Genomic DNA, 24,978 nt, shown 5'->3' with positions numbered 1-24,978 from the left:
CAAATCCTGCTCCCGCAACCAAAATACTACAGCCAAATCAAGATGATAGCGCCACAAGGGGCGCTTCCCGCGTTCGCGCCACCGCAACCGCTGGAAGCACTGTGGAAGCAAACGAGCTCAACTCGCACTGTGGCAGACATACAACAACGGCCAAAACCTCAGAGACAGTGATAAAGCCTAATGCAGACCTTGGATAGCGGCTGCAGAGCCGATCCTGTTGCGGAAGAAAAGGTTGTCATTGAAGGTCCGCTTGTCGGAAGGAACCAAAGCCTTCCTTTGATGGACACCTCACGAAGTCGACACTGCCCCCACGGCGGCCAAGACCCAGTCTACGGGACAAAGCGATCATGCCCGGAAAATACAGCGCCCGCATAGGACGCAAATTGTCTAACCTATAGGATCAGTCGTCGAAAACCAGCAACTCGTCAGAGGAAAGGTCGTAAACTTCTTCATGGTATTGGTAGAAGAACCATGTCCGAAACAATTCAAATGTTATCTCGGACGGCCAATGTTCTTTAGGGACATATAGGCTTTGAGAAAGCTCTTGCTCGACGACCTTTTTGAAGTGCTTTTCAAGGACCAAGCCGTGGCAGTTTTGATCCTCCATTTCAATTAAGTATGCCGACGGTCGATGATTGAGGGTGCGCAAGTCCCATCTGCGCAGTTCAGGCTTGACTGACTTCAGCCAGTCAAGCAATGCCTGCGTGCCAAATAGAGTTATCTGGTGGCGATTTAGGCTCTTCATTCTCAAGGTCCGTCCTAGCTTCAGCACACAATCAAGAGTTTTCAAAACAAGAATCTGCTACTGATCAAAGGTGCATCTGACCTCCTTTCTGGACTTCCGCCAACCTTCGAACACAAGGCCGCGAACAGAATGGCGACAAGAGCACCGAAAACATAGGACCCGGTATCGAGTGAGCGCATAATCCCAGCTCCAACCGCTGCGCAACTAACCGCTAGCAAGAGAACCCTATTCTTACTCATACCTTGCTCCCTTTTTTGGACGCAGCTTACTCGCTTAGCGCGACAGCGCAATTGTCGTTCCGAGCCCATTGCGGTCATCGAGCAGCGGACGGCCCTTTGCGAATTCAGCAGGCCGCGAACGGCGCGAAGCGGCCATTGAAAGGTGCGCTAAGGAAAGACAGCAGGGCGGACCTGACAAGCGCCGAGCCTTGGCTGTCAAAATACGCGTCTGAATACCCTAAAACCAACCAAGGCAATTCCGAGGAAACTGGCGGTCAGCAGTACAACATTTGCAACCTCAAGCGATCCGACGCAGCCTCCTAGTTGGCCGAGGTAAAGATCATCAACGAGATTATACTTGAACAAGTTCCAGTCTGCCAAAAGAGCTAAGGAAAGGAATGCCAGCAATGCGCCGGAAAGGGCGTTTCTCTTCCAAAGGAACAGGGTAACGACAGCCACCCAGACATATCCAGATGGCGAATTCATTGCTATGAGCAACTCATAGAAAGAAGACGCCACACCATCATCCGGCGTCCAATCGGGGCGCGCACGCTTGCAATCCACCAAATAGTCTAAGTCGATGCTCATGTGTTCTATCCGGCTTCGGTTGGATGCGCTGCCAGTACCAAAAAACCACGCTTTGCATGTAACCTACCTAGTTTGAGGCCTAATTTGTAGGCTTGAGCTCGCTTCTGAGGTCCGTAGCTGTTGAGAACAGCTAGGCTGGTTGGATCCGGCCGCCCGCTGCGGGGAGAACAGACGGACACGAGCCCTTAGCTGCCGCTGGTCAGGTGAGGCCACCTCGCAGCTGCAGCATGTCGATCCCAGCCCGAAACGGACCTTGGCCCAACCTGCGCATTTGCTCAGAAGCTCAAGGCGATGGAGCGTGCCTGAGAAAAATCAAATTGATCCTTCCTGACCCAGTGTTGCCCTTAAAGTTTCACAATCCCATCGCAGACTAGCTACTTTAGGTGAGAGGAAAGCCGATGTTGAAGTGGGTGGCTTTGGTCCTTGGCTGTCTAACCAGTCAAATAGCCGCAGCGGACGAAACTACTCTGATTACGGCGGCCCAACTCAGGGAAGCTATATACAACCGGCAAGTTGATCGGGTTGAAACCAGGCTAGATGCAGCACAGCAAGCGTTTGAGGCTGGTGAAATATCGGCCTATGACATGCGTGCCCTGTTCAGCATATTCGCGGTTACTCATCCTGATGTGATTTCATTTGTTGAGGGTTGGCGAGATGCCCACCCCGGTTCGCCCTATGCAAAGGTTGCACAGGCTTGGGTGTATTATCGCGCGGGGTGGATCGTTCGTGGGCAGAAGCCGGCCCGGCGAACACATCCCGAAGCGATGGAGAAACACTACCTCCTGCATCATGATAGCCTGGAACTGGCGCTTGAAGCTTATGAGTCAAATCCCAAATTGATCCCCGCTTCTGACGCGATTATCCTGCTGGGCAACACTGGCGGAAACAGGCAAAAGTCATTCGACGTTTTCGACCAGACCATGCAGGATGCACCCAATTGGGGTACCATTGAGAGAGCTTTCACCTTCACCCATCCAGGCTATGGCGGCAGTTATGAGATGGGGCAGGCAATCTGCGAACACTACGCGCCGATGGCTGAACACGAACGCAACAACCTCACACGTTACTGCCAGATCGCCTTTCTGGTTCAACGCAATCCTGTAAATGAGTGGCCAAAGCTGGCACTCAGCTTGCTGGATGAAGAGAGCGATCCCTCTCTCGGCCAGCTGGAATTTATAGCGCGCCTAAACAACCATCCGCAGTCACGGGAGGACGCAGAGTATCTGCGCGGCTACAGTGACGAACATGGCTTCGATACTCTGCGCCGGGCCAGATACTACGACGACTATGTCGCCAAGCGCCATGGCTTTGCCCCTAAGTATCACGAGATGCTGGAGCTAGAGAAGACCCGTGCGGAAGACGCCTTGGCTCATGATCCCTATTCCCCTGAATTGCTCGATATCCTGTCACAAAGATCCACACATGTGACGAGAACAGAGAACGGCTGGAGCTATAGTCCGGTCCAGAATTCGCCCAGCCCGGAGCAGGAGCTCGACCTCTTGCTGCGCAGAGTTGTGATCGCCCCCTACAATCCTGAACAGTGGGACAGATTGGCGAGTGCGATGGAGACCCGCAGCCGCCTATCCCATCGAGAGGGTGCTGACTTGATCCGCTGGGATGATCTTTATGGCAATGCAGTGTACTACAGCCAGCACGCCCCCGAATATCTGGAAACCTTTTTGAGAAAGAAGGTCACTCAATTGATGCTCATCCGGAAAGTGCGCGAAGAAGGTGTCAAATTCAATGGCTGGGACATTGCTCTTCTCAATATCGACGAAACTGACGATATCATTTGTCCGATAATCCGTGCCGGGCGTCTGTTGGAAGCAGTTCGTCTGGGCGAGAGCGCCAACAATGCATTTGCTGAGGGATACCAGCCCGTGATCGACGTTCTCACACGCGAAGCGGCGCAGACTGGCGATTGCAAACATGTGCTGAATGCAGAAATCGAGGCCTTAGCTTTTGCGCCCACCGTAATGGGTCTTGGAGCTCTGAGGACATTCGTGGCCGATACCACGTCCACAGAGTAACATCGGGAATTCAGACGGATTTCGGCATCCTTTTTTGCCATAAAATGGGCTATTGGGATGTGGCTGAAGACTGCCAAGTAATGTGTCTTGCAGTCGGGCTTTGCAAAGCCTGTTTCCTGTGCAATGCGGACACTATGGGCCGCCCAGACTGCGTGTGCGCCGAATGGCGGCAAGGTTCCGCGAGGCGTTGCTAGGTATAAAATGCTGCACCCGGTTGCCAATGGCCGCTTTGGCGACCGCTGCAATGCGGCGGTTGGATGGTGACGAATGTCTGGATTGGGCCGCCTCTTCGCGCGCCAGGCGGGTCTCATGGACACCCAGGCTGCACGTCTACCGGCCCCATAACTCAGCGCTCGGAACTCAGTGATCAGCAGTTGGCGGCTTTGCCCGGAAGCTGATGTTCAGCAGAAGTCTTTTACTCCGCCCCGGAATTCCGCCGCCGCAAATTCAAAGAAAGCATGAACGCGCGCGCTCCGGCGGATGTCAGGGTGTGCGAGCATCCACAAGCTCGAGTTATACTTTTCTTGGGGTTCATGCACGCGGATCAGTTCAGGGCAAGTTTCACCGAGGTAACCCGGCAAGACAGCAATCCCAAGGCCGGCCCGCACAAGTTCGAACACTCCCATCAGCGTGTTGGTAAGGGTCACCGGAGCCATCGTGGGTTTAAGCTCTGTGGTCATCTGGCTCATTGCTGATTGATTGGCACTGTCGTTCATTCTGATCCAGCGCTTTTCGGCCTCTGGCAGATCCAGGCAAGTCTCCAGAAAGTCCTTATGCGCATAGGCTGCAAAACTCAGCTGTGCCAAATTGCGGCCGATCCAGTGCTCCGGAGGGTTTCGTGTTGGGCGCAAAGCGATGTCTGCGTCCCGCTGCATCAGATCAAGCGGCCGTGTGCCAGACAGCAGCCGCAACTCGACATCCGGAAACCGGTTCTGAAACGCCACGAACACTGGCGACAGAGTATAAAGCAATGAATCCGTCGTGGTGACGGTCAAGACGCCTTCCAGACGCAGATCCTGCCCGCCAAGCTCCCGTTGAATGCCGTTCATACCGTCGCGGAGCTGCAGGCCGCTCCGGTAGAAATGCTCACCGGCTGCGGTCATCACATAGCCATGGCTCAGCCTTTCAAACAGCCGGACGCCCAGCCTGGCTTCGACGCCCTCAATCCGGCGGAACACGGTGGAGTGGTTGACCCCAAGCTGCCGCGCAGCACCGGACAGGCTTCCAGCCTCGCAGACCGCCAGAACGAACGGGATATCGCTCCAGTCCAATGTTTGTGCATTCATGCAAGGCCTCCTTGCATTCACTGTGAATTACTTTGCGCGAACCATCAATCTAAGTTCGTCCTGCATCGAAATGGAGAAACGCCATGAGACAAGCATTGAACCTCCCGCAGCGCGCTGGTCCAAAACCCCAGACCACCCATGGGCTGCCGCATGCCCAAGTCACACAGCATGGGCCAGATCACATCGTTGATCGGATGCGGGATTGGGCCTTCGCCCTGCCCGGGGTCGAAGAGCACCACAGTCTGGTATCGGTTCCTGGCGCAAGGGCGTTGGTCATGCACGATAATGCCACCTGCAACCATGAGGCCTTTATGGCTGGACGCGAGTTTGCCCATATCCATCCGCACCCCGACAACGGCAGCCTGCACGTTCAGTTGCCGAAGGACGAAGCTCTCGAAGTTGTCGAAAAGGGATGGGGTGAGCATCACACGCTTGTTCTGAAAGGTCTCCGCTCGATTGGACTGGTGATGGTGTTTTCACCCCGGGACGAGGCCGGGCTGGAAACTGTCAAAACCATCATCCGGCGTTCCTACGAATATGCAACCGGCACAAGCCCTGCGGAAGCATGATCTGTCAAACTTGAACTCGAACAAACTGGAGAAACATGATGAACATCCTGGTCGTAGGTGCGACGGGCACCATTGGCAAAGCGGTCGCAGATGCCTTGGCCGAGAACCACACGGTCATCCGCGCCGGATACAATGACGGCGACGTCAGGGTCGACCTCGGCTCCAAAGCTTCCATCGAAGCGATGTATAATTCCATAGGGCAGGTTGATGCGGTCGTCAGCACCGCCGGTCTCGCAGGCTTCGCCCCTTTCTCGGAACTGGACGATGCTGCCTATGATCTGGCACTTCAGAACAAACTGATGGGGCAGATCAACCTCGTGCGGATCGGGCAGGCGCACATCAGCGACGGCGGGTCGTTCACGCTCACAGCGGGTATTCTGTCGCGCAATCCCATGCCTGGATCCGTTGTGATCAGCCTGGCGAACGGAGCGCTGGAGTCCTTCTCCAAAGCCGCAGCTCTGGAGCTTGGACGCGGCCTGAGAGTGAATACTGTCAGCCCGGTATTCGTCAAAGAGACGATGGAAGTGATGGGAATGGACTCCAGTTCAGGGCTTTCGGCGGCAGACACCGCCAAGGCTTATCTCGCCGCTGTCGAAGGTGATCTTACTGGGGCTGTTTTCGACGCACCCGACTACGCGTAGATCTTGCCGGCTAAGACGTTCCTGCATCTCAAACTTTCTGAAACGGTCAGTGCAGCTTCTAACATGACTGCGCTGACTTGTTGCTCCTTCTGTCGGGCACAAACCCGCGGTAGCAGCAGTCCTTAGTTCGATTAGGCCCAACAAAAGCACTGTGTTCAGACCAAGGGAGTGAGAACTGCTCTGCTCACCCGAGGCATGATCAGGGAAAGCTGTTGCATCAGACCATTAGTTCCGGAAATCTGAAGCGGTCTTGTCAAGGCGCCGCTTGATACTTGCCAGATGAAGCCGGGCAGACTCTGCATCTTCTGCCCTCATTTGTTTGGCAGTGGCTTCAGCGATCGCCTCACTGACCGGGGTGATTTTCCTGCCGCTGGATAAAGCAAGATGCTGCACCTGGCATGCTCTTTCCAGATAATAGAGATCATCCCAAGCTTCAGCGATCGTTTCCGCCAGGATCATGACGCCATGATGAGCCATGAAAATGATGTCGGCTTCGCCTGTAGCCTCTGCAATGCGGGTGCCTTCATCGGTGTCAAGCGCCAGTCCACGGTAATTGTGGTCTACACAGGTCCGGCCGTAGAATTTGAGAGCCGTCTGTCCGGCCCAAAGCAGGGGCTCGCCTTTTGTCATGGTCATTGCGGTTGCATAGGGCATATGTGTGTGGAAAGCCGCCTTTGCCTTAGGTTTTCTGCGGTGCAGCTCTGCGTGGATGTAAAATGCCGTGGCTTCCGGTTTACCCACTCCGCTCACGACATTCCCTTCGAAATCACAGATCAGCAGGTCCGAAGCTTTGATCTCTTCAAAGGCAAGCCCATAGGGATTGACCAGAAACAGATTGGAGTGACCGGGGACCACGGCAGAGAAATGATTGCAGATCCCTTCTTCCAGCCCCATTTGCGCGGCGGCGCGGAAACTGGCTGCCAGATCAATCCGTGCATTGCCGATGTCATCTTTCTCCAGATCGATGTTGATCCTTTGCGGTGCGGCACTGCTGGCTAATTTATGAGCCATGTCTAACCCCTATCTTTCAAAAAATTGATGATGGCGCTGAAATCCCGGCCAGCCCCGCCACCATCTTCAACAAAATCCGTAAACAGCTCGACGCTTTTCTCGGTAATGCTGAGTTGTCGGCCTTGCTGCCAGCCGGCCGTCAGCGCCAGCTTGGCGTCTTTCAGCATGAGTTCCGCGGCGAAGCCTGGAGCGTAATCCCGGTCTGCAGGTGTTTCAGGGCCCACGCCGGGCCAGGGGCAGTAGTCATTCATAGCCCAGCTGTAACCCGACGAGGTACTGACAACATCGAACAGTTTCTGCGGATCCAGACCGAGCGACTGGGCCAGGAGAAAAGACTCGCATGTGCTGATCATCGTTGCTGCAGCAATCATCTGGTTGCAGATCTTTGCGGCCTGCCCAGCACCGGCTTCGCCGCAATGAACCGCTTTAGAACCCATCTTCTTTAGAATGGGGAGAACCGTTTCGAAGTCCTCTGCTGACCCGCCGGCCATGAAAGTCAGGGTTCCCTTTTCTGCCCCGGTTGTCCCTCCCGAAACCGGCGCGTCCAGAAATCGCAGATCTCTTGCTTGCAATAGCTTGGAGACAGTTTGCGCAGACGCGACATCGGTTGTTGAGCAATCGACAACCATGGCACCTTTGTGCAAGCTGCCCAGCATATCGGCCACGACATTCTGAAGCGCATCACCATCCGGCAGCATTGTGACGACGAGGGACGCATTGGCGACGGTGCTTTCGAGTGTTTTGCCCGGATTGATACCGTGTGGAATTGGACGCGAGCGGTTGTAGCCGCATACATCAAACCCAGCATCTTTTAGATTGCGTGCCATTGGCCCGCCCATGTTCCCAACGCCAATAAACGCAACCTTCATGTCTGACCTGCCTCATGCCAATCCCAATCTGGTTGCCGTACCGGATAAGGGAGCTTTGAGTTAGATACAGGCCCGGAAATCTATCATTACAATGGCGTGCTGTTTGTTGCGAGTTCATGAATGGCTGCGGCGATCACGCCGATACCAGCCGGAATTGCTGCAACATCAATTAGCGAGAAGCCAAGCCTAATGTATGAGTGGTTCAGCCGGGTGTCAGAGAAAGCGTTGCCAACAACCTCGAACACCGCGCCCTTTCGCTTTACCGCTTCCTGTAGCTGATGCGAGTCGATGCCTTCGGGCAGGCGGAACCAGATGCTGCCTCCGCCATAGACTGGCCGGGTTGAGTGACCGGGAAAATGACGTTCCAGTTCGTGGAACATCACATCGCAGCGTTCGCGGTAGACATCAGTCATACGTTTGACGTGACGGTCGAAGTAGCCGCGCTGCAGGAACAGGGCGACGGTGCGCTGGTTGTTGACCGGGGGATGTCGCAGGATGTGATGGCGCAAAGCCCGCGCCTCCCGGACAAAGGCCTTGTCAGCGACCAGATAGCCAATCCTCAGGCCGGGCATCAGCGATTTGGTCAGGCTGCCCACGTAGATCACGTTGCCATTCTTATCCATGCTTTTCAGCGCAGGCGGCGGCGTCTTGTTAAAGCTGATCTCTGCCTCGTAATCGTCTTCGATGACAAATGTCCCGTTGCGCGACGTCCGAGCGAGAAGCTCATTGCGCCGTTCCATCGGCATCGTCACATTGGTCGGGAATTGATGGCTTGGGGTGACAAAGACGCTTTTCAGATGGGCGCCGATGCCGTCCACAATCACCCCTGAAGAGTCTATGGGCAGCCGCTCGATCTCCAGCCGCTCCAGCTGGGCGATATTGACGATATCGGGGTATCCCGGGTCCTCGATGCCAATGCTTTCACCCCGCCGGTGCAGCACTTTGATAGCCAGATACAGCGCCATCTGCCCGCCAATGGTCACCAGAACCTCGCTGGGATGGGCATTGATACCGCGGCGGAACAGGCAGCGCTGGATCAGCTTTTCCACCAGCAGTTCGTCGTCGATATCCGAGAAATCCGCCGCCCAGTTCCGCAGCTCAATGGCGTTGACCGAGTCCCGCAGGCATTCCCGCCAGCTGGTGATCGGAAACAGGGAGGGATCGACCAGCCCGCAAATGAACGGGTAGCGGTAGCGCAGCAGAGCATCCGCGGGTTTCACCACCCGGTCTAGGTCGAAGCTGCGTTCGCCGAACAGCGTATCGAAGTCGACCTTGGAGGCAGTTTCTTCAACAGCACCAGAGCCGGTCCTGGCCTCGTAGCCGCTATTTTCAGCCGCAAGCACATCCGGATTGACGAAGAAACCGGACCGGCCTTTGCCAAGTACAAAGCCGTCCGACTTCAGCGCTTCATAGGCCAGGGTCACGGTGGTGACGCTGACCTTCAGGTCTGCCGCCAGTTTTCGGATCGATGGCAGCGGGTGATGAATCGGGAACTGGCGGCCGAGGATGGCAATCGCCATCTGCCGCCGGATCTGGGTTTGCAAACTTTCGCTGGAGGCCCGATCAATCGATATGATGTTCTCATACATCGCCTGAAACCTTAAATTCTCGCATCTTTTCAGTGGAGTATGCTCTGTACTTAGAGATTTGCTCCTCTGTATCTAACAGCGCGAAGCAAATTTCGAAAGTCTTGGGGAAGAGGAAAACCTGTTGAGCGCTCCGGCCATTGCCGCGGCGCTCGCCCCAAGATGGAGAAGGACATGGCCATTCAGTTTCGTGTCGAGGATGGTGTCGCCACCATAGCACTGGATCGCCCGCGTCAGCGCAATGCGATGAACGCCGAAATGCTCGGCAAACTGCAGGACGCCGTTACCGAAACACGCAGGAACGGCGCAATCCGCGTACTGCGGATCGTAGCAGAAGGGCCATCTTTCTGCGCGGGCAGTGATCTGACCGAATTGGGTGGCCTGTCAGTTGACGAAATGTGCGAAGTTGAAGCCCGCAAGGCCGCTTTGCTGCGCGATATCGCGCTTTGCACAAAGCCTGTCGTTGCCGCCGTGCAAGGGTATGCGGTTGGCGGCGGGGCATTCCTAGCTGCCGTCTGCGACGTCGTTGTCGTCTCGGATGACGCGAAGCTGCGCTGCATGGAAGTCCCCAACGGCTGGATCACCCCGTGGGGCATGCATGCCCTGACAGCCCGCCTTTCCCCGCGGAACGCGCAGCGCGTTTCCTGGGGCCATGAGTTCCTCGGTGCCGAGGAAGCGCTGCGCATCGGCCTCGCTGACTATCTCTCTCCCCATGCCGAGCTCGACAACCGATCGGCTGAGATTGCCCGGAACCTCGCGGCTCTGCCGATGGTCAGCGCCGGTGCGACCAAAGAGTTCTTTCTGGAGCGCACCCTTGGCACCGGGGAAACCGAAGACACCCGTCTCAACAACCTGTTCCGCCTGCACTGCTCGCAAGAGGCCGCACAAGAAACCTTCAAGAAGTTTGCGAATTAACCATGACCAAGCTCTGTTCTCTCGAAGAAGCTCTCTCCGTCATCAAGGATGAAGATTCCGTTGTGTCCACCGGTGTAATCGGATGGATCACACCCGATGCGCTGCTGAAAGGCGTTGCCGACAAGTTCGAGGCCACCGCGCACCCCAAGGACCTCACTTTCTATTTCCCCTGCGGCACTGGGGATGCGATGCATATCGGCGGTATGGATCATGTGGCCAAGAAAGGCCTGATGAAGCGCATCATTGGCGGCTCTTACCTGAACCCTATCCACCCGGACACCGGCGAGCGGCCCAAGCTGATGCAGCTTATTCATGCGGATGAGGTCGAGGCCTACAGCTGGCCGATTGCCACCACCATGCTGTGGCTGCGCGAAGTGGCGCGCGGCACGCCGGGTTACATGACCAAGACCGGGATCGGCACCTATGTAGACCCCGATAACCAAGGCGGCCGTTTTACCCCGTCCGCCAAGGAAGATTTGGTCGAAAAGATCAATTTCCGCGGCGAGGATTACCTGTTCTACCCGGCCCGGCCGCTGCAAGTCGCCTTCCTGCGGGCCACATCCGCGGATGAAAATGGCAACCTATCGTTCGAAAACGAAGCGCTGCAATCCTCCAACCTGGGCATCGCCATTGCCGTAAAGGCATCCGGCGGGACCGTCATTGCGCAGGTCGAGCGTAAGGTGCCTCTGGGGTCACGGAAAGTGTCGGATGTCTGCATCCCCGGCTCTCTGGTCGACAAGGTTGTGATCGTGCAAGATCAGAAGTTTGTCACTAATATCGACAAACCTGATCCGGCCTATCTAGGCGGCAATCCGGTTGATCCCAAGAACCTGCCCAAACCTGCACCCGGCGCGGACAAGATCATTGCCCGCCGTGCTTCGATGGAGGTCCGCAAGAAGGAACTGTCGATCTTCGGCTTCGGAGCCTCGGGTGATGTGCCGCTGGTCATGGCCGAGGACGGCAAGTTCGACGGCGGCCAGATATACGACTACGAGTTCACCACCGAGCACGGCAGCTATGGCGGAGTGGTGATGAGCGGCTGGCAGTTCTCGGCCAATATCAACCCCGAAGCCCTGATCGATGGTCTCTATCAGTTCGACGTGATCGAAGGCGGACTGTGCAAATTCGCGGCTCTGGCTTTTGCCGAGTTCGATCAAAGCAGCACCGTCAATGTGTCGAAATTCGGCAAGGTGAACCCGGGTTCGGGCGGTTTCGTGAACATCGCCCATAATGCTGAGCGTGTAATCTTCACCGGCACTTTCACCACCGCCGGGCTGAAGACCGCTGTGCAGGACGGCCAGCTATCGATCATGCGCGAAGGCAAGGTCAAGAAGTTCGTCCAGACCGCCCAGCATATCACCTATCTGGTGCGGGAGGGCGTTCTGGAGCGGGGCCAGACTGCCAAGCTCATCACCGAACGTGCGGTGTTCGAAGTCACCGCCGACGGCCTGGAACTGGTCGAGATCGCACCGGGCATCGATCTGCAGCGCGACGTGCTGGACCAGATGGAATTTGCTCCCAGCCGCATCGTCGATCCGCTGCCGCTGATGGATGCGGCGCTGTTTGCCGAAAACTACGAAGAGTGAGGAAGCTGACATGAACTGGCAACCCACATTCAAATTCGATCCCGGCCACACATTCCCCGTCTTTGCCGAAGTTGACGCCCTAGTCGTCGGCGGCGGGGCGGCAGGTGTCGCGGCGGCTGAAACTATCGGCCGGAGCGGGCACAAAGTACTGCTGATTGAGCGTTACGGGTTCTGCGGCGGCGGTGCCGTTGCGGGACTGTCCGGCACCATCTGCGGCCTCTACATGTCCACGGATGCGCCGGGTGCCAAGCCGGAGCAGACCGTATTCGGTTTCGCCGACCGCTTCCGGCGCCGGATGATCGACATGGGCGGGCTGACGGATCCCATCCAATACGGCAAGACCTGGACCGTGACCCACGATCCGCTGATCTGGCGCGAGGCGGCGGACGGCTTCCTGCAAGAGGCCAACGTGCAGATCCTTTACCACTGCCAGGTGGTTGGCGTGATCATGGAGGATGACCAGTTCCGCGGTGTGATCGTGAACTCCAAATCCGGCCTCGCTGCGGTCCATGCCAAGCGCATCATCGACGCGAGCGGCGACGCAGATGTCATCTACCGGGCCGGGTTCAAGACTTCTAAAGGCCGGGATGGCGTGATTCAGAACCCGACAATGATCTTCCGCATTGGCGGGATCGATGTGAATGCTTTCAATGAATACTGGGGGAAGGACTCGATCTCTCCCAAAAAGGTGATCGATCAGCTGATTGACGCAGATCCGTCGGGCAAGGAACTGCCCCGCAAGAAGATCTGGATCTTCAACACCTCCCGCCCGGATGAGCTGATGGTCAACGCCACCCGCATCCTGGGCCGCGACGGGCGTGATCTGGACGTGACCGACCCGGTCGATCATTCCGAAGGCGAGCTGACCGCCCGCGAACAGGTCCGCGCCTATCACAAGTTCCTGCGCGAGCATATTCCCGGCTGCGAAAACGCCTTTGTCGTCGACACCGGCGTTGAAATCGGCATCCGCCAGACCCGCTCGATTGCCGGGATCAAGACCTTGTCGAATGACGATGTGACCGGCCGCCGGAAGTTCTCGGACGGCGTGGTGCGTTCGCCCTGGCCGATCGAGCTGCACTCCGGCGACAAGCCCTATGTCGAATGGCTGCTCGATGACTTTTACGAGGTGCCCTATGGCACGCTTGTGCCTGAAACCGGCGAAAACCTGATCGTGGCCGGCCGTTGCCTCAGCTCGGAACATGAGGCGCTGGCCTCCTGCCGTGTGACCGCGCAGTGCTTCGGCTATGGCCACGCAGCCGGGCTGGCCACCGTTCAGTCGCTGAACGAGCAGGCTGCCTACCGCAGCCTGTCAGGTGCAGACCTTCGTGAACAACTCAACCGGGACGGCGCAGCGCTCTGAGCGCTGCCCTTACCAGAAGGAATTTGAGCCGCCAGCGGCCTCAAATCGCGCGACCGCGCGGAGCCTGTGAGCTCCAAATACCTACAATGAAAGGGAGAACTAAGATGCTGAAATTTTCGAAGGCGAAGGCTGCCGTTGCCGCCGCTGCGATGGGGTTTATGTCCTTGTCGCCAGCGGCCTCGCAGGCGGACGAGAATTTCATTCTTGCCCACGCGATGAACACCGACCATGTGTTTCATTCCTTGTCGGAACGCTTCCTCGGTGAAGTCGAAGGCAGCGGGTTGAATGTGGCTTACCACCCCGGCGGAGATCTCGGCGACTGGACCTCGCTGTTCGAGCAATCGATGCAGGGTGTGGTGCCGATGACGCTGACCTGGGGGGCATCGGAGTTCGATGCGCGCCTTGATCTAGCCTATCTGGGCTATGTCGTGTCGAACTGGGAGGAAGCCCGCGCGCTTTACGGCCCCGGATCGGCCATGCTGGGTGTCTACAATTCCATCCTGCATGACCTGGGTGTGCATGCCGTCGGCATCATTCCGACCGATTTTGGCTCGGTGGTGATCCGCAAGGGCGTTGGCGCCATGCCCGTCAACCTGCCCGAGGACGGCAATGGCCTGAAAATCCGCGTGCCGGGCCTGCCGGTTGCTGTGGACCGGTTCAACAACTTCGGCTTCTCCGCTGTGCCGATCCCGCTGGCCGAGGTCTACACCGCGCTGCAGCTGGGTACAGTTGATGCACGCTCCTTCTCGACCGCGGTCGAGACCTACCAGCTGCGCGACGTGCTGGAGACCAACATCCTCACCAATGACTACTTCGAGACCGCCTTCTGGCTGGTCAACAAGGATTGGTGGGAAGGCCTCGATGCTGCCGACCGCGAAAAGCTGCAGGGGGCGATCGACTCCACCATCGAATTCTCCTGGGGCGAAGCAGAAGCCAAGTCCAACGAGTTCCTGCAGAAGGCACGGGACGAAGGCATCAACGTTGTCGAGCTGACGGACGCGCAGCTGCAGGCCCTCAAGGACATCACCTACGAAAAAGAGTGGCCCGCAATGGAAGAAACCCTGGGCTCCGAGGTGATGAACCAAGTTCGGGCAGCCATCGGTCTCAAGTAACCGGTGAACAAAGAGGCTGGGCGCTGCAGCCCGGCCTCACGAAATGCTTCGGGAGGAACACGCATGCCAGTCCGGCAATCAAAGCAACACCCACGCAATCCCACGGCAGCCGGGGAATCGTTCATCTACGATGCTGAGCTGGACGCACTTGAGCCGCCGGAACATGTCACCGCTATTCCCGAAGAGCCGAAGTCCGGGGTCTACGGGCTGGTTCTCAAACTGGAAGCCGCGCTAGAAAAGCTGCTCTTCATGACCATCGTTCTGGCCGGCCTTGGCCTGGCTGCCCTGATGTTCACCCAGGTTCTGCTGCGCTACGTCTTCCACTCGCCCTTTGTCGGCATCGAGGAACTGGCTCTGCTGCTGGGCGCCTGGTCCTATTTCCTCGGCCTGGCCTATGTCACCCGCAATGGCGAGCACATCCATGGCGGCATTGTCACGCTGCTGACTCAGAACCCAAGGACCATCCAAGGCATCCGCCTGTTCATGTCTTTGGCCAGCATCGCTGCCTGCATCGTTTTTGGCTACTATGCTTCCAAATACGCCTGGTTCGAAATTGAGAAGGGCCGCATGAGCTCTTACATGCGCTGGCCCAAGGGGCTGTGGTCTGCCTCCATGATCTTCGGGTTTTCGCTCACCATCCTCTATCTCGCGCTGCAAGCCATCAACCAGTTCGTTGAACTGCGCAAGGGCTCCAAGACTGCGGAGACCGCACAATGACTATTTTCCTGATTTCACTTGCTATCATCATCGTCCTGCTGCTGGCAGAAATGCCGATCGCCTTCGCATTCGGCATCGGGGCGCTGGTCTTTGGCGTCGCCACTGGCTCGAATATCTCCTTTCTCATTCCTTTCGCCTATCAGACTACGCTCAGCTTTGCCCTGCTGGCGCTGCCGCTGTTTGTGCTCGCCGGCACGCTGATGGCAGAAGGCGGCATCTCCGACCGGCTGCTGAACTTCGTGAACGCCTTCGTCGGGCGGCTTAAGGGCGGCCTGGGCGCGGTAACCGTGATCACCTGCGCCCTGTTCGGCGCGATTTCAGGATCGTCATCGGCGGCCATCGCTGCAATCGGCCAGATCATGATCCCGCGCATGGTCAAAGAAGGCTACCCCGTCGGCCATGCCACCGCGCTTGTGGCCTGTTCCTCGGTTTTGGCCCTGATGATCCCGCCCTCCATTCCGATGATCGTCTTTGCTGTTACTGGCGGGCTATCGGTTGGCGCGGCCTTCTTGTCGACCGTCATTCCCGGAGTGCTGCTGGCGCTGGTTTATGTCGGGCTGAATTTCTGGTTTCTGCGCAACAACGACAATATTAAAGTCGAAGATGCGATCCCGATGGCACAGGCCGTCCGCAACATCGGCACCAGCGGCATCAGCGCCTTCTGGGCGCTGCTGATGCCGCTGCTGATCCTGGGCGTAATCTACACCGGTATCGCCACCCCGACCGAGGCCGCAGCCATCGCGCTCGTCTACGCCGTCGTTGTTGGGCTGTTCATTTACCGCGGCCTCACCTTCCGCAGTATTCCCAAGGCAGTTGTGCGCGCAGCGATCACCACTAGCTCAATCATCGCGGTGCTGTTCTTCCTGTTCGTCATGAGCCGCGCCATGATTCTGCAGCAGGTGCCCAAGGAAGTTGCCGGGGCGCTGATCTCGATCACCGACAACAAAGTGCTGATCCTGCTGATGATCAATCTGATCCTACTGTTGATCGGCATGATTGTGGATGATGTCTCGGGCAGTGTGCTGGCTGCGATTGTTCTCTTGCCTGTGGCCACGGAAATCGGCGTGCATCCGATCCACTTCGCGGCCATCGTCGGCACCAACCTCGGCCTCGGCAACGTCTCTCCACCCTGCGCCCCCATGCTTTATATGGCTGCAGGTGTGAGCAAACTGACCCTGGACAAATATGTTGGGATCACCCTGAAGTTCCTGCTTCTTGGCCACCTCCCGATGGTTCTTGTCGTCACCTTCATCCCCGACCTGTCCCTGGCGCTGCCGCGCTGGATCATGGGAATTGCCTGACCTCCCCAGGCAATTTGGGGCCAATCCCGCGCAAGGAGTTTGAGCAATGCTGCTGACCAAGCCTTTGGCACCTCAGAAAACCGAAACGGGATACAGCGTCGAGATCAGATTTCTCGACGCAGCCCCTCCTAACCAACTGAGAGGCCTGAATGAACAGTCCTACCGCCAGCACGCAATTGCTGCACTGGAAGAGATACTAGATCTTGTTTCCCGAGAAGATGGGGATGTAATCCCGTGGCAGGACGTATTTCGCATTCGCGACTTCGAGATCGAGTGGAACCGGGCTAACCCCTATCTTTATACGACGGCAATTGAGTTTACCTTGCATGACCTGGAAAACTCATCAGCCACAATAGAGATGCGGATCACGTCCCAGGACGGCAAAGTGGAAGTCGCACGGGCTCTTTGCGGGCTGGCAATCCTCTCAGGGGACATCTCGATTGCGGGAAACGCCTACGGCGCTAACAGGCTGCTGGGATACTTCAGCGACCCGGAGACGACTCCGCAATGACCGCTCAGCCTGTTATTCGCATAAGCATCGATCCGACCTGGATCGATGCTTATGGCCATTTGAATGAAGGCTATTATCTTGTGGCCTTCTCAGAAGCCAGCTGGCCGTTTCAGGAGCACATCGGACTGGGAGAGACCTACACCCGGAAAACCTCAAATGCGATCTACACTGTGGAATCCCGCATTTCCTATCTGCGGGAGGTTACCTATCCCGCGGACCTCACCATCACCAACCATTTGTTAGGAGCCCAGGACAAGAAAATCTGGTCTGCGCATGTCCTGTCGGCCGCCGGTGAAGAATGCTGCCGGCTTGAACGGATATCTCTTAACTACAACCAAGCGAGCAAACGTGTGGCTCCATTCCCCAAAGACATCTTTGCCGAGTTGAGCTGCTTCAGTGAGGTCATAGCGCCGGATTGGGTGCGGTTGGAGAACATTTTTTCCAAGCCTCGCCGTCAAAACAGCCCAACCAGCGTACCCGCCAAGGAAATGCATGACCGGCTTCAAAACAGACCCTGATTGCCAACCAGGGTGAGACTGGATTGCGGCCGCAGACACAATCAAAGAAGCGCCTAAAATGGAGAGAAGTCGGAAACTGCCATGACTCATGCAGAAAGGGCCTACGAGGGTATTGAAACTTTGGTCATTGTGGGAGACTTGGCACCTGGCAGCTTACATACAGAGCGCGAATTCTGTGAGCTTCTGCAAATTGGGCGTACTCCTATTCGGGAGGCACTTCAGCGCCTTTCGCATGAGGGCTTAGTGGAGTTTCAGCAACGCAGGGGAATAAGAATCCCAGCACTCCATGTAGAAGACCAGTTGAAACTTCTGCAAGTTAGGCGTGTTGTCGAGGTTATGTGGGTTGAAGATGCTTGTGAGCATGCCACCAGTGGCCAACGGTTTGCATTGTGCAAGCAGGCCGACGTATTACAAGGTTCCGTATTGCGGTCGAAGACTCGTATTGAGTTCTTCCGAAACTTGGGTAATGCACAAAACCTTTTGAACGCTGCTGCAGGGAACCCTTTCCTTATGAGCAGTATGCGGCCGATTCAGGGATTGTCTAATCGCTTCTGGTTTCATCACGCTCATTGCAAAGATTATGAACCATACGCCAGATTGCACTCAGTTATTCTTAGGACCGTCAGTGCAGGGTGCAAAATTGCCGCGACTAGCGCAGCAGACGCGCTGGTAGATTACTTGCTGGCTCTAGCGATTAACGCGCAACAGTCACTCCCCGCAAATAGGATTGACTAATTTGCAATCCAATTCTCAGGCTAGGAGTACTGACGTACTCCCCATGGAGTTCGCATTCCTGGTTTGCTCTGTTCAGTTCTCTACCAGTCACTGTCATCTGAGGCGGCCGAATGCTGCATGATGCTTCAATGGCAGGTTTTACAGGCTGCATTGCGGCAAACGTCGGGGCCGCTCGAGGTCGGCTTTGGGCCGAAAAAACACTGGTGGAGCAGGGCATCATTGATAAAGGGTTGTGCCCGCCCCGTGGTCAGCAAAACTCGTAATCTTTGGTGCTAGCTGTCGTCCTGCAATCGATAAGACCGTTACGATTCAATTGGCTCCCGAAGCCGCTATTCCTATTTCGACAAACCGGCTTTTTTGCGATCTGTCAAAAAGATGTATTGTAACGCCGTTCATGCTCGAGACTGAAGGATGCTACAATGCCGTTGGAACTTGCTGATCTTCAAGACGAAGGCACGTATTTCGTCTGTAAGCCAACCGTTGTCCTTAAAGAAACCAATGACGGTAAAACCGGAATCAACCATTTGCTACTTGGCGACTGGCTTCAATTTCAAGGCGAAAGCAACGTTCATGAAGGCAAGACATACGCAAAGGTGAAGTGTCGCGGCGACACAGGATGGTTGCAACTTGACGAATTTGACGCCGTGCGCGGGCTAGAGGTGAATTTTGTCGACGTCGGTCAAGGCGACGGCTGTCATATCGTGACACCTGACGACAAGGTTTTTCTGATCGATGCTGGAGTGTCGGATAACATGAACCGCTTCTTGAGCTGGCGTTATAAACTCAGGGGGCGCAACGTACCAGATACTGAGGGTTTTGATCCGAACAGGGCTGAGAAGCGGCCCTGGAAAATTGACTATGTTTTGATTTCGCACCCCGACAATGATCACTACCTTGGGCTGAAATATGTCATTCGAAACCCCAAACTGCAATTTGGCGATGTCTTTCACAATGGCATTATTGAACGCCCTGACGAAGAGGAACACGATGGTGTTGACTACCCGTGGGATCTTGGCGGTCAGTTTGAAGCATCGGGCGAGAAGTATTTGTTCGACTATGTCGCCACGACCGCTGAACTAGAGGCAATTTCGGATCGGCACCCGAGAACGACCAAGGACCTCTTGACGACAGTGCGGGCTTTGTTTGCATCTTCGCCCAATTGCACGGTGCGGTCGCTCGGCGTTGATATGGCGACATTGGATCAAGATATCTTTGTGCCCGATTTTGAAGACGACAAAGCGTTCTCGCTGCAGGTGCTTGGGCCTATCCGTGAGCAAGTCACATTCAGTGGAGCTGATCGCAAAGCATTGCGCCGACTTGGCAACGAAAGCGAGACGAAAAACGGACATAGCGTGATTCTGAAAGGCTGTTATGGAAATCTGCGTTTGTTACTTGGCGGTGATCTAAACGAACCATCGCAGAATTTTCTGCTAAAGGCCTACGCCGGGACCGAAAAAACGCCAGATGAGGTACACAAGGCGATTGGAAAATTGATGGCCAAACGCCAGCCACTTACAAGCGCTCAGCAACAAGAGTTAAACGCGTTGGAGGCCCAGCGTGTCAGGCTCGCCACGCGAGGAAACGAAGTGTTTGGCGCGGACATTGCCAAGGCGTGTCATCACGGCAGCCAGCACATTCTGGACGATTTCATTCGGGCAACCGATGCTGTTGCAACTGTTCTGTCCAGTGGCGACAACGAATCCCACAGCCATCCGCGTCCTGATGCGCTTGGGGCTTATGGCAAGCACAGCCATGGAAACCGCCCTTTAATATTCTCGACCGAATTAGCACGCAGCACCAAGGAATTTTCGACGCCAGTGCCTGACTTTGTGGCACTATTGGAAGAAATTGGTGCCGTTGATGCCATCACCGATACTGCCGAAAGAAGGGCTGCGATCAAAGCAATCGAAGCCCGCAAGGACCGCAACGTAGCCGTCTACGGCATGATCACAGTGCGCGCGTTGGGCGACAAGGTTGTTATTGCGCAAAAACTGGAAAAGCCGCGCAAGGACTCGCAAAAATGGGACTGGTACGAGCTGCGCTTTGATGCCGGCGCCGGACGATATTTGCGTTACACTGGCCGTAAACACTAGGACTTCTATCTGGGGCGAGTTGACCATTCAGTCCGTCCAGTGGCCCGCCCTCTTCGTCGTACATTATTTGATCGACCAAAGTCAGTTCTAGGTCGGCTGCGGTAGTCGTGAAGCTGCCCAAAAAATGTCCAATAAGGTAAATCTGGACGTTCTGAAGCAGTCATCAGGATAGCTTCCAAGAAATGACTCTTAGTTCAGCACGGCAGTCATAAGGGGATTGACGTCCGCTTCCAAGAAGCCGCACTGCAGCGCTTGATAACAACGGCAATGTCCGCTTAGGGCCGCTACTCGCACTGCAGCGCGCAGCCCGAAACGGTATTCATTCAAGGACATCCTGAAGCGTCGTGCGGGATTGAACTTAAGCTGCCCGGACAGCTGCGACCTGGTCCGGGGTTCAGTCGAAAATCAGATCAGTGACCGAACTGTCCTTGTCGCTTGCCTGAACAAATCCCTCTTCCCGGCGGATCTGGCTGGGGGTGGCACCAAATTGCTTCTTCAGGCTTCTGGAGAAATGAGAAACGCTTTTGTAACCGCATTCAAATGCGATCTGAGCATGGCCGAGACCTGTGTGGATCAGCAATTGCCGCGCCCGGGTCGAGCGCATCTGCCAAAGGAATTTACCAGGCGTGGTACCGAGCGACGCCTTGAACGAAGCAATGAGATGCTGCGGAGACATGCCAACATGGGCCGCTACCGAGTTTACGTCCAGGGTTTCGTCGCTGATACGCTCTTCCATGAAGCGTTTGGCTTCGAGAACCCTCTTGGGCAGCTTTTCCTCCGACAGGCTTTGCCGGGCATCCAGGAGAAATGTGCGGCATACGGCGAGGCCGACTGCATCCCGTATGCTGTTCAGGCCGGCCGAAGACGTGTGGCCGGTGTCCACTCCGATATTCTGCAGTTTCTTCAGCCGGTCCGTTGCAGCGAGTGGGGCAAATCGCTCGTACTGCGCGTGAAACACCGGCTCCGGTAACTCCGGCAGGAACCCTTCGCACCAGCTTACAGTGGTGCTCTGCCCCCTGGTGTAAGCAAACTCGAACCGGCTGCGCCCGGCGAGAATGCCCGTTTGGCCGGTTTTGACCGTCACGCTCCCTAGATCCGAACGCATGGTGCAACAGCCGTTTTCGATGACAATCACCGACAGGTAGGGACGCAGAATGGGGCCGAACAGGCCACCCTTTTCATAGGTCATGCCGCCAAAGGAAAAACCCCGGACCTGATTGATGAGTTGATCCATGCAATTGCCTTTCGAGTCGAGCGCCCAAATTCGCGGATCGCACTGAAGGAGCATCCGCCAAATGTGCGGAGGCTTCCAGAAACATGTATGAAATATGGATCAAATATTCATCTGAGTCAAAATTTCACGCGTTATGGTCATTCATTTATTGATTTTAAACAAAGACAGTTGATGGGACACGATCCCAGCCAACCGCGGCCACAGACCGCTAGTCCGGAGATGTAAAGATGTTCCAAGCTGTGAATCACTCAAAGTTTGCCGGTGATTTGCCCCGCAACTGCACGTTTGAAGAAAGCGATTGGCGCGTTCTATCGAACTTCTGGCATCCGGTGGCATTCGCGCATGATGTGCAGGACAAACCCGTAAAGGCCCGCCTGCTGGATGTCGATCTGGTGGTGTACCGCACCTCGCAAGGCGTGTCCGTCGCGCGGGACATTTGCCCTCACCGGGGCACCAAGCTGAGCGCGGGCTGGGTCAGGGACGACAACCTTGTCTGCCCGATGCACGGGCTGTGCTTCGACCATTCCGGCCAATGCACCAAGATCCCGTCCATGCCGGATCAAAGCGCCCGGATCCCGCCAAAGATGCGGCTCTATTCGGTGCTGACCGAAGAGAAATACGGCATCGTCTGGGCCTGCCTGAGTGGCGAGCCGGGCTGGCCGCTGCCGGAGTGGGAGGGTATCGGGAACCCTGATCTGAAGAATATCTATGTTCCGTCGGGAACCTGGCACGCGGCCGCCAGCCGCCATGTGGAGAACTTCAACGATCTGGCGCATTTTCCCTTTGTGCATGGCGCCACCTTCGGCAATGAAGAGCCTGCGCCGGTGCCGCTCTATAAGGTGCATGAGACCGATTACGGGCTGACCTTTGATATGCCCTATCTGGAAGGCGGCAACCGTTTTCCTGACGGGGTGGAGGGTGAGAACCGGGAAGTCGTTTACACTTACGAGCTGACCTTTCCTTTCACCACTATCATCCACATCAAGCCCGTGGACAGCGATTACGTCCAGTATTTCGCCGACACGGTCTGTCCGGTTTCGGCCCATGAAACCCGGATCTTCCAGGTAGTCACGGACACTACGGATGAGCCCGACGAGGACTTCCTGGTGAAGGAATCGCTGATGATCAACGACGAGGACAAAGGCATGGTGGAAGGGCAGCACCCGGAAGACCTGCCACTGGATCTGACGGAAGAGATCCATATCCCCGCCGACCGTATCTCGCTTGAATACCGCCGGGCACTGGCCAAGAAATTCGGCCTCGGCGCACCGATCGCAAGCTGACGGAAGACCGCAAGATGACTGTTCCCCTGATCAACGTGAAGATTGCGCGCAAGGCAGTGCTGGCCAAGGATATTGCCGGGCTGGAGCTTGTGCCGGCGGATGGCGGCACCCTGCCGCCGTTCAACGCTGGGTCGCATATCGATGTGCATCTGGGCGGCGGTCTGATCCGCCAGTATTCGATCTGCAATGCCCCAAGCGACAGGACATGTTACCGGCTTGGCGTCCTGCGGGAGGCCGATGGGCGGGGCGGCTCGGAAGCGGTCCACGCTCTTGAAGCCGGCCAGCACATTCAAATCAGCGAACCGCGCAACCACTTTGCTCTGAGCAGCGAAGCCCGGCATTCCATGCTGATTGCCGGGGGCATCGGGATCACGCCGATCCTGTCGATGGCGCAGGCGCTGCATGCGCAAGGTGCCTCCTTCGAGCTGCACTATTGTGCCCGTACCGAGGAGCGGATGGCATTTCGCGACGAGCTGCTGGCGTCCGACTATGCCGGCCGGGTGCATTTGCATTTTGACGATGGCGATGACGCCCAGAAATTCGACATCGAGGGGCTTAGCCAGGCTCCAGACGCAGGCACCCACCTTTATGTTTGCGGCCCGACCGGGTTCATGGATGCGGTGCTTGCTTCGGCGGCCAAAGGCTGGCCTTCGGAAGCGGTGCATCGCGAGTATTTCGCAGTTGAGCCCCAAGAGACCGATGAGGAAGACCGCCCGTTCAGGATCAAGATCGCCAGCACTGGGCAAATTGTTGATATTCCGGCGGATATGGCGGCAATCGACGTGCTGGAAGAACTGGGTTTCGACATCCCGAAATCATGTGAGCAGGGCATCTGCGGCACCTGTATCACCAAGGTTCTCGAAGGAACCCCCGATCACAGGGACTTCGTGCTGACCGATGAAGAACACGCGGAAAACGACCAGATGACGGTGTGCTGCTCGCGGGCGCATTCGGACCTACTGGTTCTGGATCTTTGAAATCCGAAAAACAACAGGGAGACGAAATGATGCGGAAGAGAACGTTTTTGCAAACGGCCAGTGCCCTAGCTGTTGGGGCACTGATAGGAACGGTGCAGCCAGCCCTGGCTGAAGCGCCAGACGACCTCAACATCGCGGTGATCCTGTCCGCCGGAATTGAATCCGGCTGGGACGGCACGCTGATCGACTCCCTGGAACGGGTCAAGAATGAGAAGCCGCACGGGCTCGATATCTCCTGGACCTACACCGATCCGCTGTGGGGGGATGACGCGGGTGACGCAATGCGCCTCTTTGCGGATTCCGGTGAGTATGACATCATTTGGGCCCATTCGACCTATTCTGACCAGGTCAAGAAGATGAAGGACGAATACCCCGGTATCCTGTTTGTCGTGGTTGGCTCGGGCAACGAAGGCCTGGGCGGCAACCAGTACTGGGTCTACAAGCGCGTGCATGAGGCCGGTTATGTGCTGGGGGTGATGGCAGGCAAGCTGACCAAATCCAACACGCTGGGTGTTGTGGGCACCTTCCCAGCGGATGACGTGAATGACGAAATCAATGCTTTCTTTGCCGGCGCCCGTTCGGTGAACCCTGACATCAAGCAGAAGGTCGCTTTCATCGAGAGCTGGTATGATCCCGGCAAGGCCTCGGAAATGACCTCGGCCCAGATCTCGACCGGGGCGGATATCATCTTCTCGCTCGCCGGTAACTTCAAGCCGTGTGAAGAAGCCGGGATCTTCTGCTTCGGGAATTTCAGCGACAACCACTCCTATTCACCATCAACAGTTGTCTCCAGCGCCTTGGCTGTCTGGGATCCGGATGTGAAGTGGATCGTTGATGAGTGGTGGGACCACAAGGCCAACGGCACGCCTTACGGCGGGAACACAGATATCGTCTGGCATGGCATGGCGGATGGCGGTTCAAATATCGCTCCATATCATGCACTGGCGGACGCCGTTCCAGCAGAAGTGAAGGCCGAAGTCGAAAACACGGTGGCTGGTATCAAGTCCGGGGCGCTTCAGGTCCCTCTGGATACGTCAGCTCCGGCCTCGAACTGAGGCCTTTCGACAAGTAAACCCGCACGCTTCCCGCCGCC

Annotated in this window: 23 protein-coding genes; 16 read left to right on the top strand and 7 right to left on the bottom strand. The window is 56.5% G+C overall.

Translation table 11 applies throughout. The annotated features are described in order from the left end of the window. Window positions 1-400: 400 nt before the first annotated feature. On the bottom strand, window positions 401-745 hold the full coding sequence (locus RA19_RS23330; protein ID WP_039167468.1) for a hypothetical protein: 345 nt from the start codon (window positions 743-745) through the stop codon (window positions 401-403). Window positions 746-1,179: 434 nt separating this feature from the next. After that, complete coding sequence (locus RA19_RS23325; protein WP_039167466.1) at window positions 1,180-1,551, bottom strand: hypothetical protein; 372 nt, start codon at window positions 1,549-1,551, stop codon at window positions 1,180-1,182. 398 nt (window positions 1,552-1,949) lie between these two features. Here RA19_RS23325 and RA19_RS23320 point away from each other — a divergent pair, with 398 nt between their 5' ends. Further along, on the top strand, window positions 1,950-3,581 hold the full coding sequence (locus tag RA19_RS23320) for a DUF4034 domain-containing protein (protein WP_039167464.1): 1,632 nt from the start codon (window positions 1,950-1,952) through the stop codon (window positions 3,579-3,581). A 401-nt stretch (window positions 3,582-3,982) separates the two neighbouring features. Here RA19_RS23320 and RA19_RS23315 read toward each other — a convergent pair whose 3' ends face one another. Beyond that, window positions 3,983-4,867, bottom strand: a complete 885-nt coding sequence (locus tag RA19_RS23315) for a LysR family transcriptional regulator (protein WP_052262014.1) — start codon at window positions 4,865-4,867, stop codon at window positions 3,983-3,985. A gap of 83 nt (window positions 4,868-4,950) precedes the next feature. Here RA19_RS23315 and RA19_RS23310 point away from each other — a divergent pair, with 83 nt between their 5' ends. Together RA19_RS23310 and RA19_RS23305 are read left to right on the top strand one after the other, a co-directional pair. After that, window positions 4,951-5,436 carry a luciferase domain-containing protein gene (locus RA19_RS23310; protein ID WP_039167462.1) on the top strand — a complete coding sequence of 162 codons (486 nt, stop codon included), beginning with the start codon at window positions 4,951-4,953 and terminating at the stop codon, window positions 5,434-5,436. Between the two features lie 38 nt (window positions 5,437-5,474). Then, on the top strand, window positions 5,475-6,077 hold the full coding sequence (locus tag RA19_RS23305; RefSeq protein ID WP_039167460.1) for a short chain dehydrogenase: 603 nt from the start codon (window positions 5,475-5,477) through the stop codon (window positions 6,075-6,077). A gap of 225 nt (window positions 6,078-6,302) precedes the next feature. Here RA19_RS23305 and RA19_RS23300 read toward each other — a convergent pair whose 3' ends face one another. From RA19_RS23300 to pdxR, 3 genes are all read right to left on the bottom strand, one after another. Beyond that, window positions 6,303-7,088 carry an aldolase gene (locus tag RA19_RS23300; RefSeq protein WP_039167459.1) on the bottom strand — a complete coding sequence of 262 codons (786 nt, stop codon included), beginning with the start codon at window positions 7,086-7,088 and terminating at the stop codon, window positions 6,303-6,305. A 2-nt stretch (window positions 7,089-7,090) separates the two neighbouring features. Then, window positions 7,091-7,957: a 3-hydroxyisobutyrate dehydrogenase gene (gene mmsB, locus RA19_RS23295; RefSeq protein WP_039167457.1), complete on the bottom strand. Its 867-nt coding sequence runs from the start codon at window positions 7,955-7,957 to the stop codon at window positions 7,091-7,093. An 86-nt stretch (window positions 7,958-8,043) separates the two neighbouring features. Further along, the gene (gene pdxR, locus RA19_RS23290) at window positions 8,044-9,546 is read right to left on the bottom strand and encodes a MocR-like pyridoxine biosynthesis transcription factor PdxR (protein WP_039167455.1); all 1,503 of its coding nucleotides are present in this window, start codon (window positions 9,544-9,546) and stop codon (window positions 8,044-8,046) included. 159 nt (window positions 9,547-9,705) lie between these two features. On the opposite strand from pdxR, the gene RA19_RS23285 reads away from it, so the two are divergent. The 10 genes from RA19_RS23285 (at window position 9,706) to RA19_RS23240 (ending at window position 20,391) form a co-directional block, all read left to right on the top strand. Beyond that, the gene (locus RA19_RS23285; protein ID WP_039167453.1) at window positions 9,706-10,458 is read left to right on the top strand and encodes an enoyl-CoA hydratase/isomerase family protein; all 753 of its coding nucleotides are present in this window, start codon (window positions 9,706-9,708) and stop codon (window positions 10,456-10,458) included. A gap of 2 nt (window positions 10,459-10,460) precedes the next feature. Beyond that, a complete protein-coding gene (locus RA19_RS23280) occupies window positions 10,461-12,044 on the top strand; it encodes a CoA-transferase (RefSeq protein WP_039167451.1) in 1,584 nt (527 codons plus the stop codon). A 10-nt stretch (window positions 12,045-12,054) separates the two neighbouring features. Next, window positions 12,055-13,404, top strand: coding sequence for an FAD-dependent oxidoreductase (locus RA19_RS23275; RefSeq protein ID WP_039167448.1), 1,350 nt, complete (start codon window positions 12,055-12,057; stop codon window positions 13,402-13,404). A gap of 104 nt (window positions 13,405-13,508) precedes the next feature. Further along, window positions 13,509-14,516: a TRAP transporter substrate-binding protein DctP gene (dctP, locus tag RA19_RS23270; RefSeq protein ID WP_241479133.1), complete on the top strand. Its 1,008-nt coding sequence runs from the start codon at window positions 13,509-13,511 to the stop codon at window positions 14,514-14,516. Between the two features lie 63 nt (window positions 14,517-14,579). Next, window positions 14,580-15,233, top strand: a complete 654-nt coding sequence (locus RA19_RS23265; protein WP_039167443.1) for a TRAP transporter small permease — start codon at window positions 14,580-14,582, stop codon at window positions 15,231-15,233. Further along, window positions 15,230-16,534 (top strand): TRAP transporter large permease, encoded by a 1,305-nt coding sequence (locus RA19_RS23260; protein ID WP_039167441.1) that lies wholly within the window; start codon window positions 15,230-15,232, stop codon window positions 16,532-16,534. The genes RA19_RS23265 and RA19_RS23260 overlap by 4 nt, the downstream gene beginning before the upstream one ends. A gap of 46 nt (window positions 16,535-16,580) precedes the next feature. After that, complete coding sequence (locus RA19_RS23255) at window positions 16,581-17,045, top strand: hypothetical protein (RefSeq protein ID WP_039167439.1); 465 nt, start codon at window positions 16,581-16,583, stop codon at window positions 17,043-17,045. Continuing rightward, complete coding sequence (locus RA19_RS23250) at window positions 17,042-17,563, top strand: thioesterase family protein (protein WP_039167437.1); 522 nt, start codon at window positions 17,042-17,044, stop codon at window positions 17,561-17,563. Before RA19_RS23255 ends, RA19_RS23250 begins: the two co-directional genes overlap by 4 nt. A gap of 81 nt (window positions 17,564-17,644) precedes the next feature. Then, window positions 17,645-18,298, top strand: a complete 654-nt coding sequence (locus RA19_RS27795; RefSeq protein ID WP_039167435.1) for a GntR family transcriptional regulator — start codon at window positions 17,645-17,647, stop codon at window positions 18,296-18,298. 419 nt (window positions 18,299-18,717) lie between these two features. Further along, entirely contained in the window at window positions 18,718-20,391 is a 1,674-nt protein-coding gene (locus RA19_RS23240; RefSeq protein WP_039167433.1) for a ComEC/Rec2 family competence protein, read from the top strand. Window positions 20,392-20,785: 394 nt separating this feature from the next. On the opposite strand, the gene RA19_RS25965 is transcribed toward RA19_RS23240, so the two are convergent. Continuing rightward, the gene (locus RA19_RS25965; protein ID WP_193748321.1) at window positions 20,786-21,580 is read right to left on the bottom strand and encodes a helix-turn-helix domain-containing protein; all 795 of its coding nucleotides are present in this window, start codon (window positions 21,578-21,580) and stop codon (window positions 20,786-20,788) included. A 272-nt stretch (window positions 21,581-21,852) separates the two neighbouring features. Here RA19_RS25965 and RA19_RS23230 point away from each other — a divergent pair, with 272 nt between their 5' ends. The 3 genes from RA19_RS23230 (at window position 21,853) to RA19_RS23220 (ending at window position 24,940) form a co-directional block, all read left to right on the top strand. Beyond that, window positions 21,853-22,908, top strand: coding sequence for an aromatic ring-hydroxylating oxygenase subunit alpha (locus RA19_RS23230; RefSeq protein ID WP_052262011.1), 1,056 nt, complete (start codon window positions 21,853-21,855; stop codon window positions 22,906-22,908). Between the two features lie 14 nt (window positions 22,909-22,922). Further along, on the top strand, window positions 22,923-23,885 hold the full coding sequence (locus RA19_RS23225; protein ID WP_039167432.1) for a PDR/VanB family oxidoreductase: 963 nt from the start codon (window positions 22,923-22,925) through the stop codon (window positions 23,883-23,885). 92 nt (window positions 23,886-23,977) lie between these two features. Next, window positions 23,978-24,940, top strand: coding sequence for a BMP family lipoprotein (locus RA19_RS23220; RefSeq protein ID WP_241479132.1), 963 nt, complete (start codon window positions 23,978-23,980; stop codon window positions 24,938-24,940). The last annotated feature ends 38 nt before the right edge of the window (window positions 24,941-24,978 follow it).

Source organism: Leisingera sp. ANG-M1, assembly GCF_000813745.1.
GTDB lineage: Bacteria > Pseudomonadota > Alphaproteobacteria > Rhodobacterales > Rhodobacteraceae > Leisingera.
The sequence above is the reverse complement of the archived record's forward strand: the minus strand, read 5'-3'. Positions and strand labels throughout refer to the sequence as shown.

Bases quoted from the DNA above. Each gene is read 5' to 3' on its own strand.
- RA19_RS23330 (WP_039167468.1), bottom strand. From the start codon at position 745: ATGAAGAGCCTAAATCGCCACCAGATAACTCTATTTGGCACGCAGGCA.
- RA19_RS23325 (WP_039167466.1), bottom strand. From the start codon at position 1,551: ATGAGCATCGACTTAGACTATTTGGTGGATTGCAAGCGTGCGCGCCCC.
- RA19_RS23320 (WP_039167464.1), top strand. From the start codon at position 1,950: ATGTTGAAGTGGGTGGCTTTGGTCCTTGGCTGTCTAACCAGTCAAATA.
- RA19_RS23315 (WP_052262014.1), bottom strand. From the start codon at position 4,867: ATGAATGCACAAACATTGGACTGGAGCGATATCCCGTTCGTTCTGGCG.
- RA19_RS23310 (WP_039167462.1), top strand. From the start codon at position 4,951: ATGAGACAAGCATTGAACCTCCCGCAGCGCGCTGGTCCAAAACCCCAG.
- RA19_RS23305 (WP_039167460.1), top strand. From the start codon at position 5,475: ATGAACATCCTGGTCGTAGGTGCGACGGGCACCATTGGCAAAGCGGTC.
- RA19_RS23300 (WP_039167459.1), bottom strand. From the start codon at position 7,088: ATGGCTCATAAATTAGCCAGCAGTGCCGCACCGCAAAGGATCAACATC.
- mmsB (WP_039167457.1), bottom strand. From the start codon at position 7,957: ATGAAGGTTGCGTTTATTGGCGTTGGGAACATGGGCGGGCCAATGGCA.
- pdxR (WP_039167455.1), bottom strand. From the start codon at position 9,546: ATGTATGAGAACATCATATCGATTGATCGGGCCTCCAGCGAAAGTTTG.
- RA19_RS23285 (WP_039167453.1), top strand. From the start codon at position 9,706: ATGGAGAAGGACATGGCCATTCAGTTTCGTGTCGAGGATGGTGTCGCC.
- RA19_RS23280 (WP_039167451.1), top strand. From the start codon at position 10,461: ATGACCAAGCTCTGTTCTCTCGAAGAAGCTCTCTCCGTCATCAAGGAT.
- RA19_RS23275 (WP_039167448.1), top strand. From the start codon at position 12,055: ATGAACTGGCAACCCACATTCAAATTCGATCCCGGCCACACATTCCCC.
- dctP (WP_241479133.1), top strand. From the start codon at position 13,509: ATGCTGAAATTTTCGAAGGCGAAGGCTGCCGTTGCCGCCGCTGCGATG.
- RA19_RS23265 (WP_039167443.1), top strand. From the start codon at position 14,580: ATGCCAGTCCGGCAATCAAAGCAACACCCACGCAATCCCACGGCAGCC.
- RA19_RS23260 (WP_039167441.1), top strand. From the start codon at position 15,230: ATGACTATTTTCCTGATTTCACTTGCTATCATCATCGTCCTGCTGCTG.
- RA19_RS23255 (WP_039167439.1), top strand. From the start codon at position 16,581: ATGCTGCTGACCAAGCCTTTGGCACCTCAGAAAACCGAAACGGGATAC.
- RA19_RS23250 (WP_039167437.1), top strand. From the start codon at position 17,042: ATGACCGCTCAGCCTGTTATTCGCATAAGCATCGATCCGACCTGGATC.
- RA19_RS27795 (WP_039167435.1), top strand. From the start codon at position 17,645: ATGACTCATGCAGAAAGGGCCTACGAGGGTATTGAAACTTTGGTCATT.
- RA19_RS23240 (WP_039167433.1), top strand. From the start codon at position 18,718: ATGCCGTTGGAACTTGCTGATCTTCAAGACGAAGGCACGTATTTCGTC.
- RA19_RS25965 (WP_193748321.1), bottom strand. From the start codon at position 21,580: ATGACCTATGAAAAGGGTGGCCTGTTCGGCCCCATTCTGCGTCCCTAC.
- RA19_RS23230 (WP_052262011.1), top strand. From the start codon at position 21,853: ATGTTCCAAGCTGTGAATCACTCAAAGTTTGCCGGTGATTTGCCCCGC.
- RA19_RS23225 (WP_039167432.1), top strand. From the start codon at position 22,923: ATGACTGTTCCCCTGATCAACGTGAAGATTGCGCGCAAGGCAGTGCTG.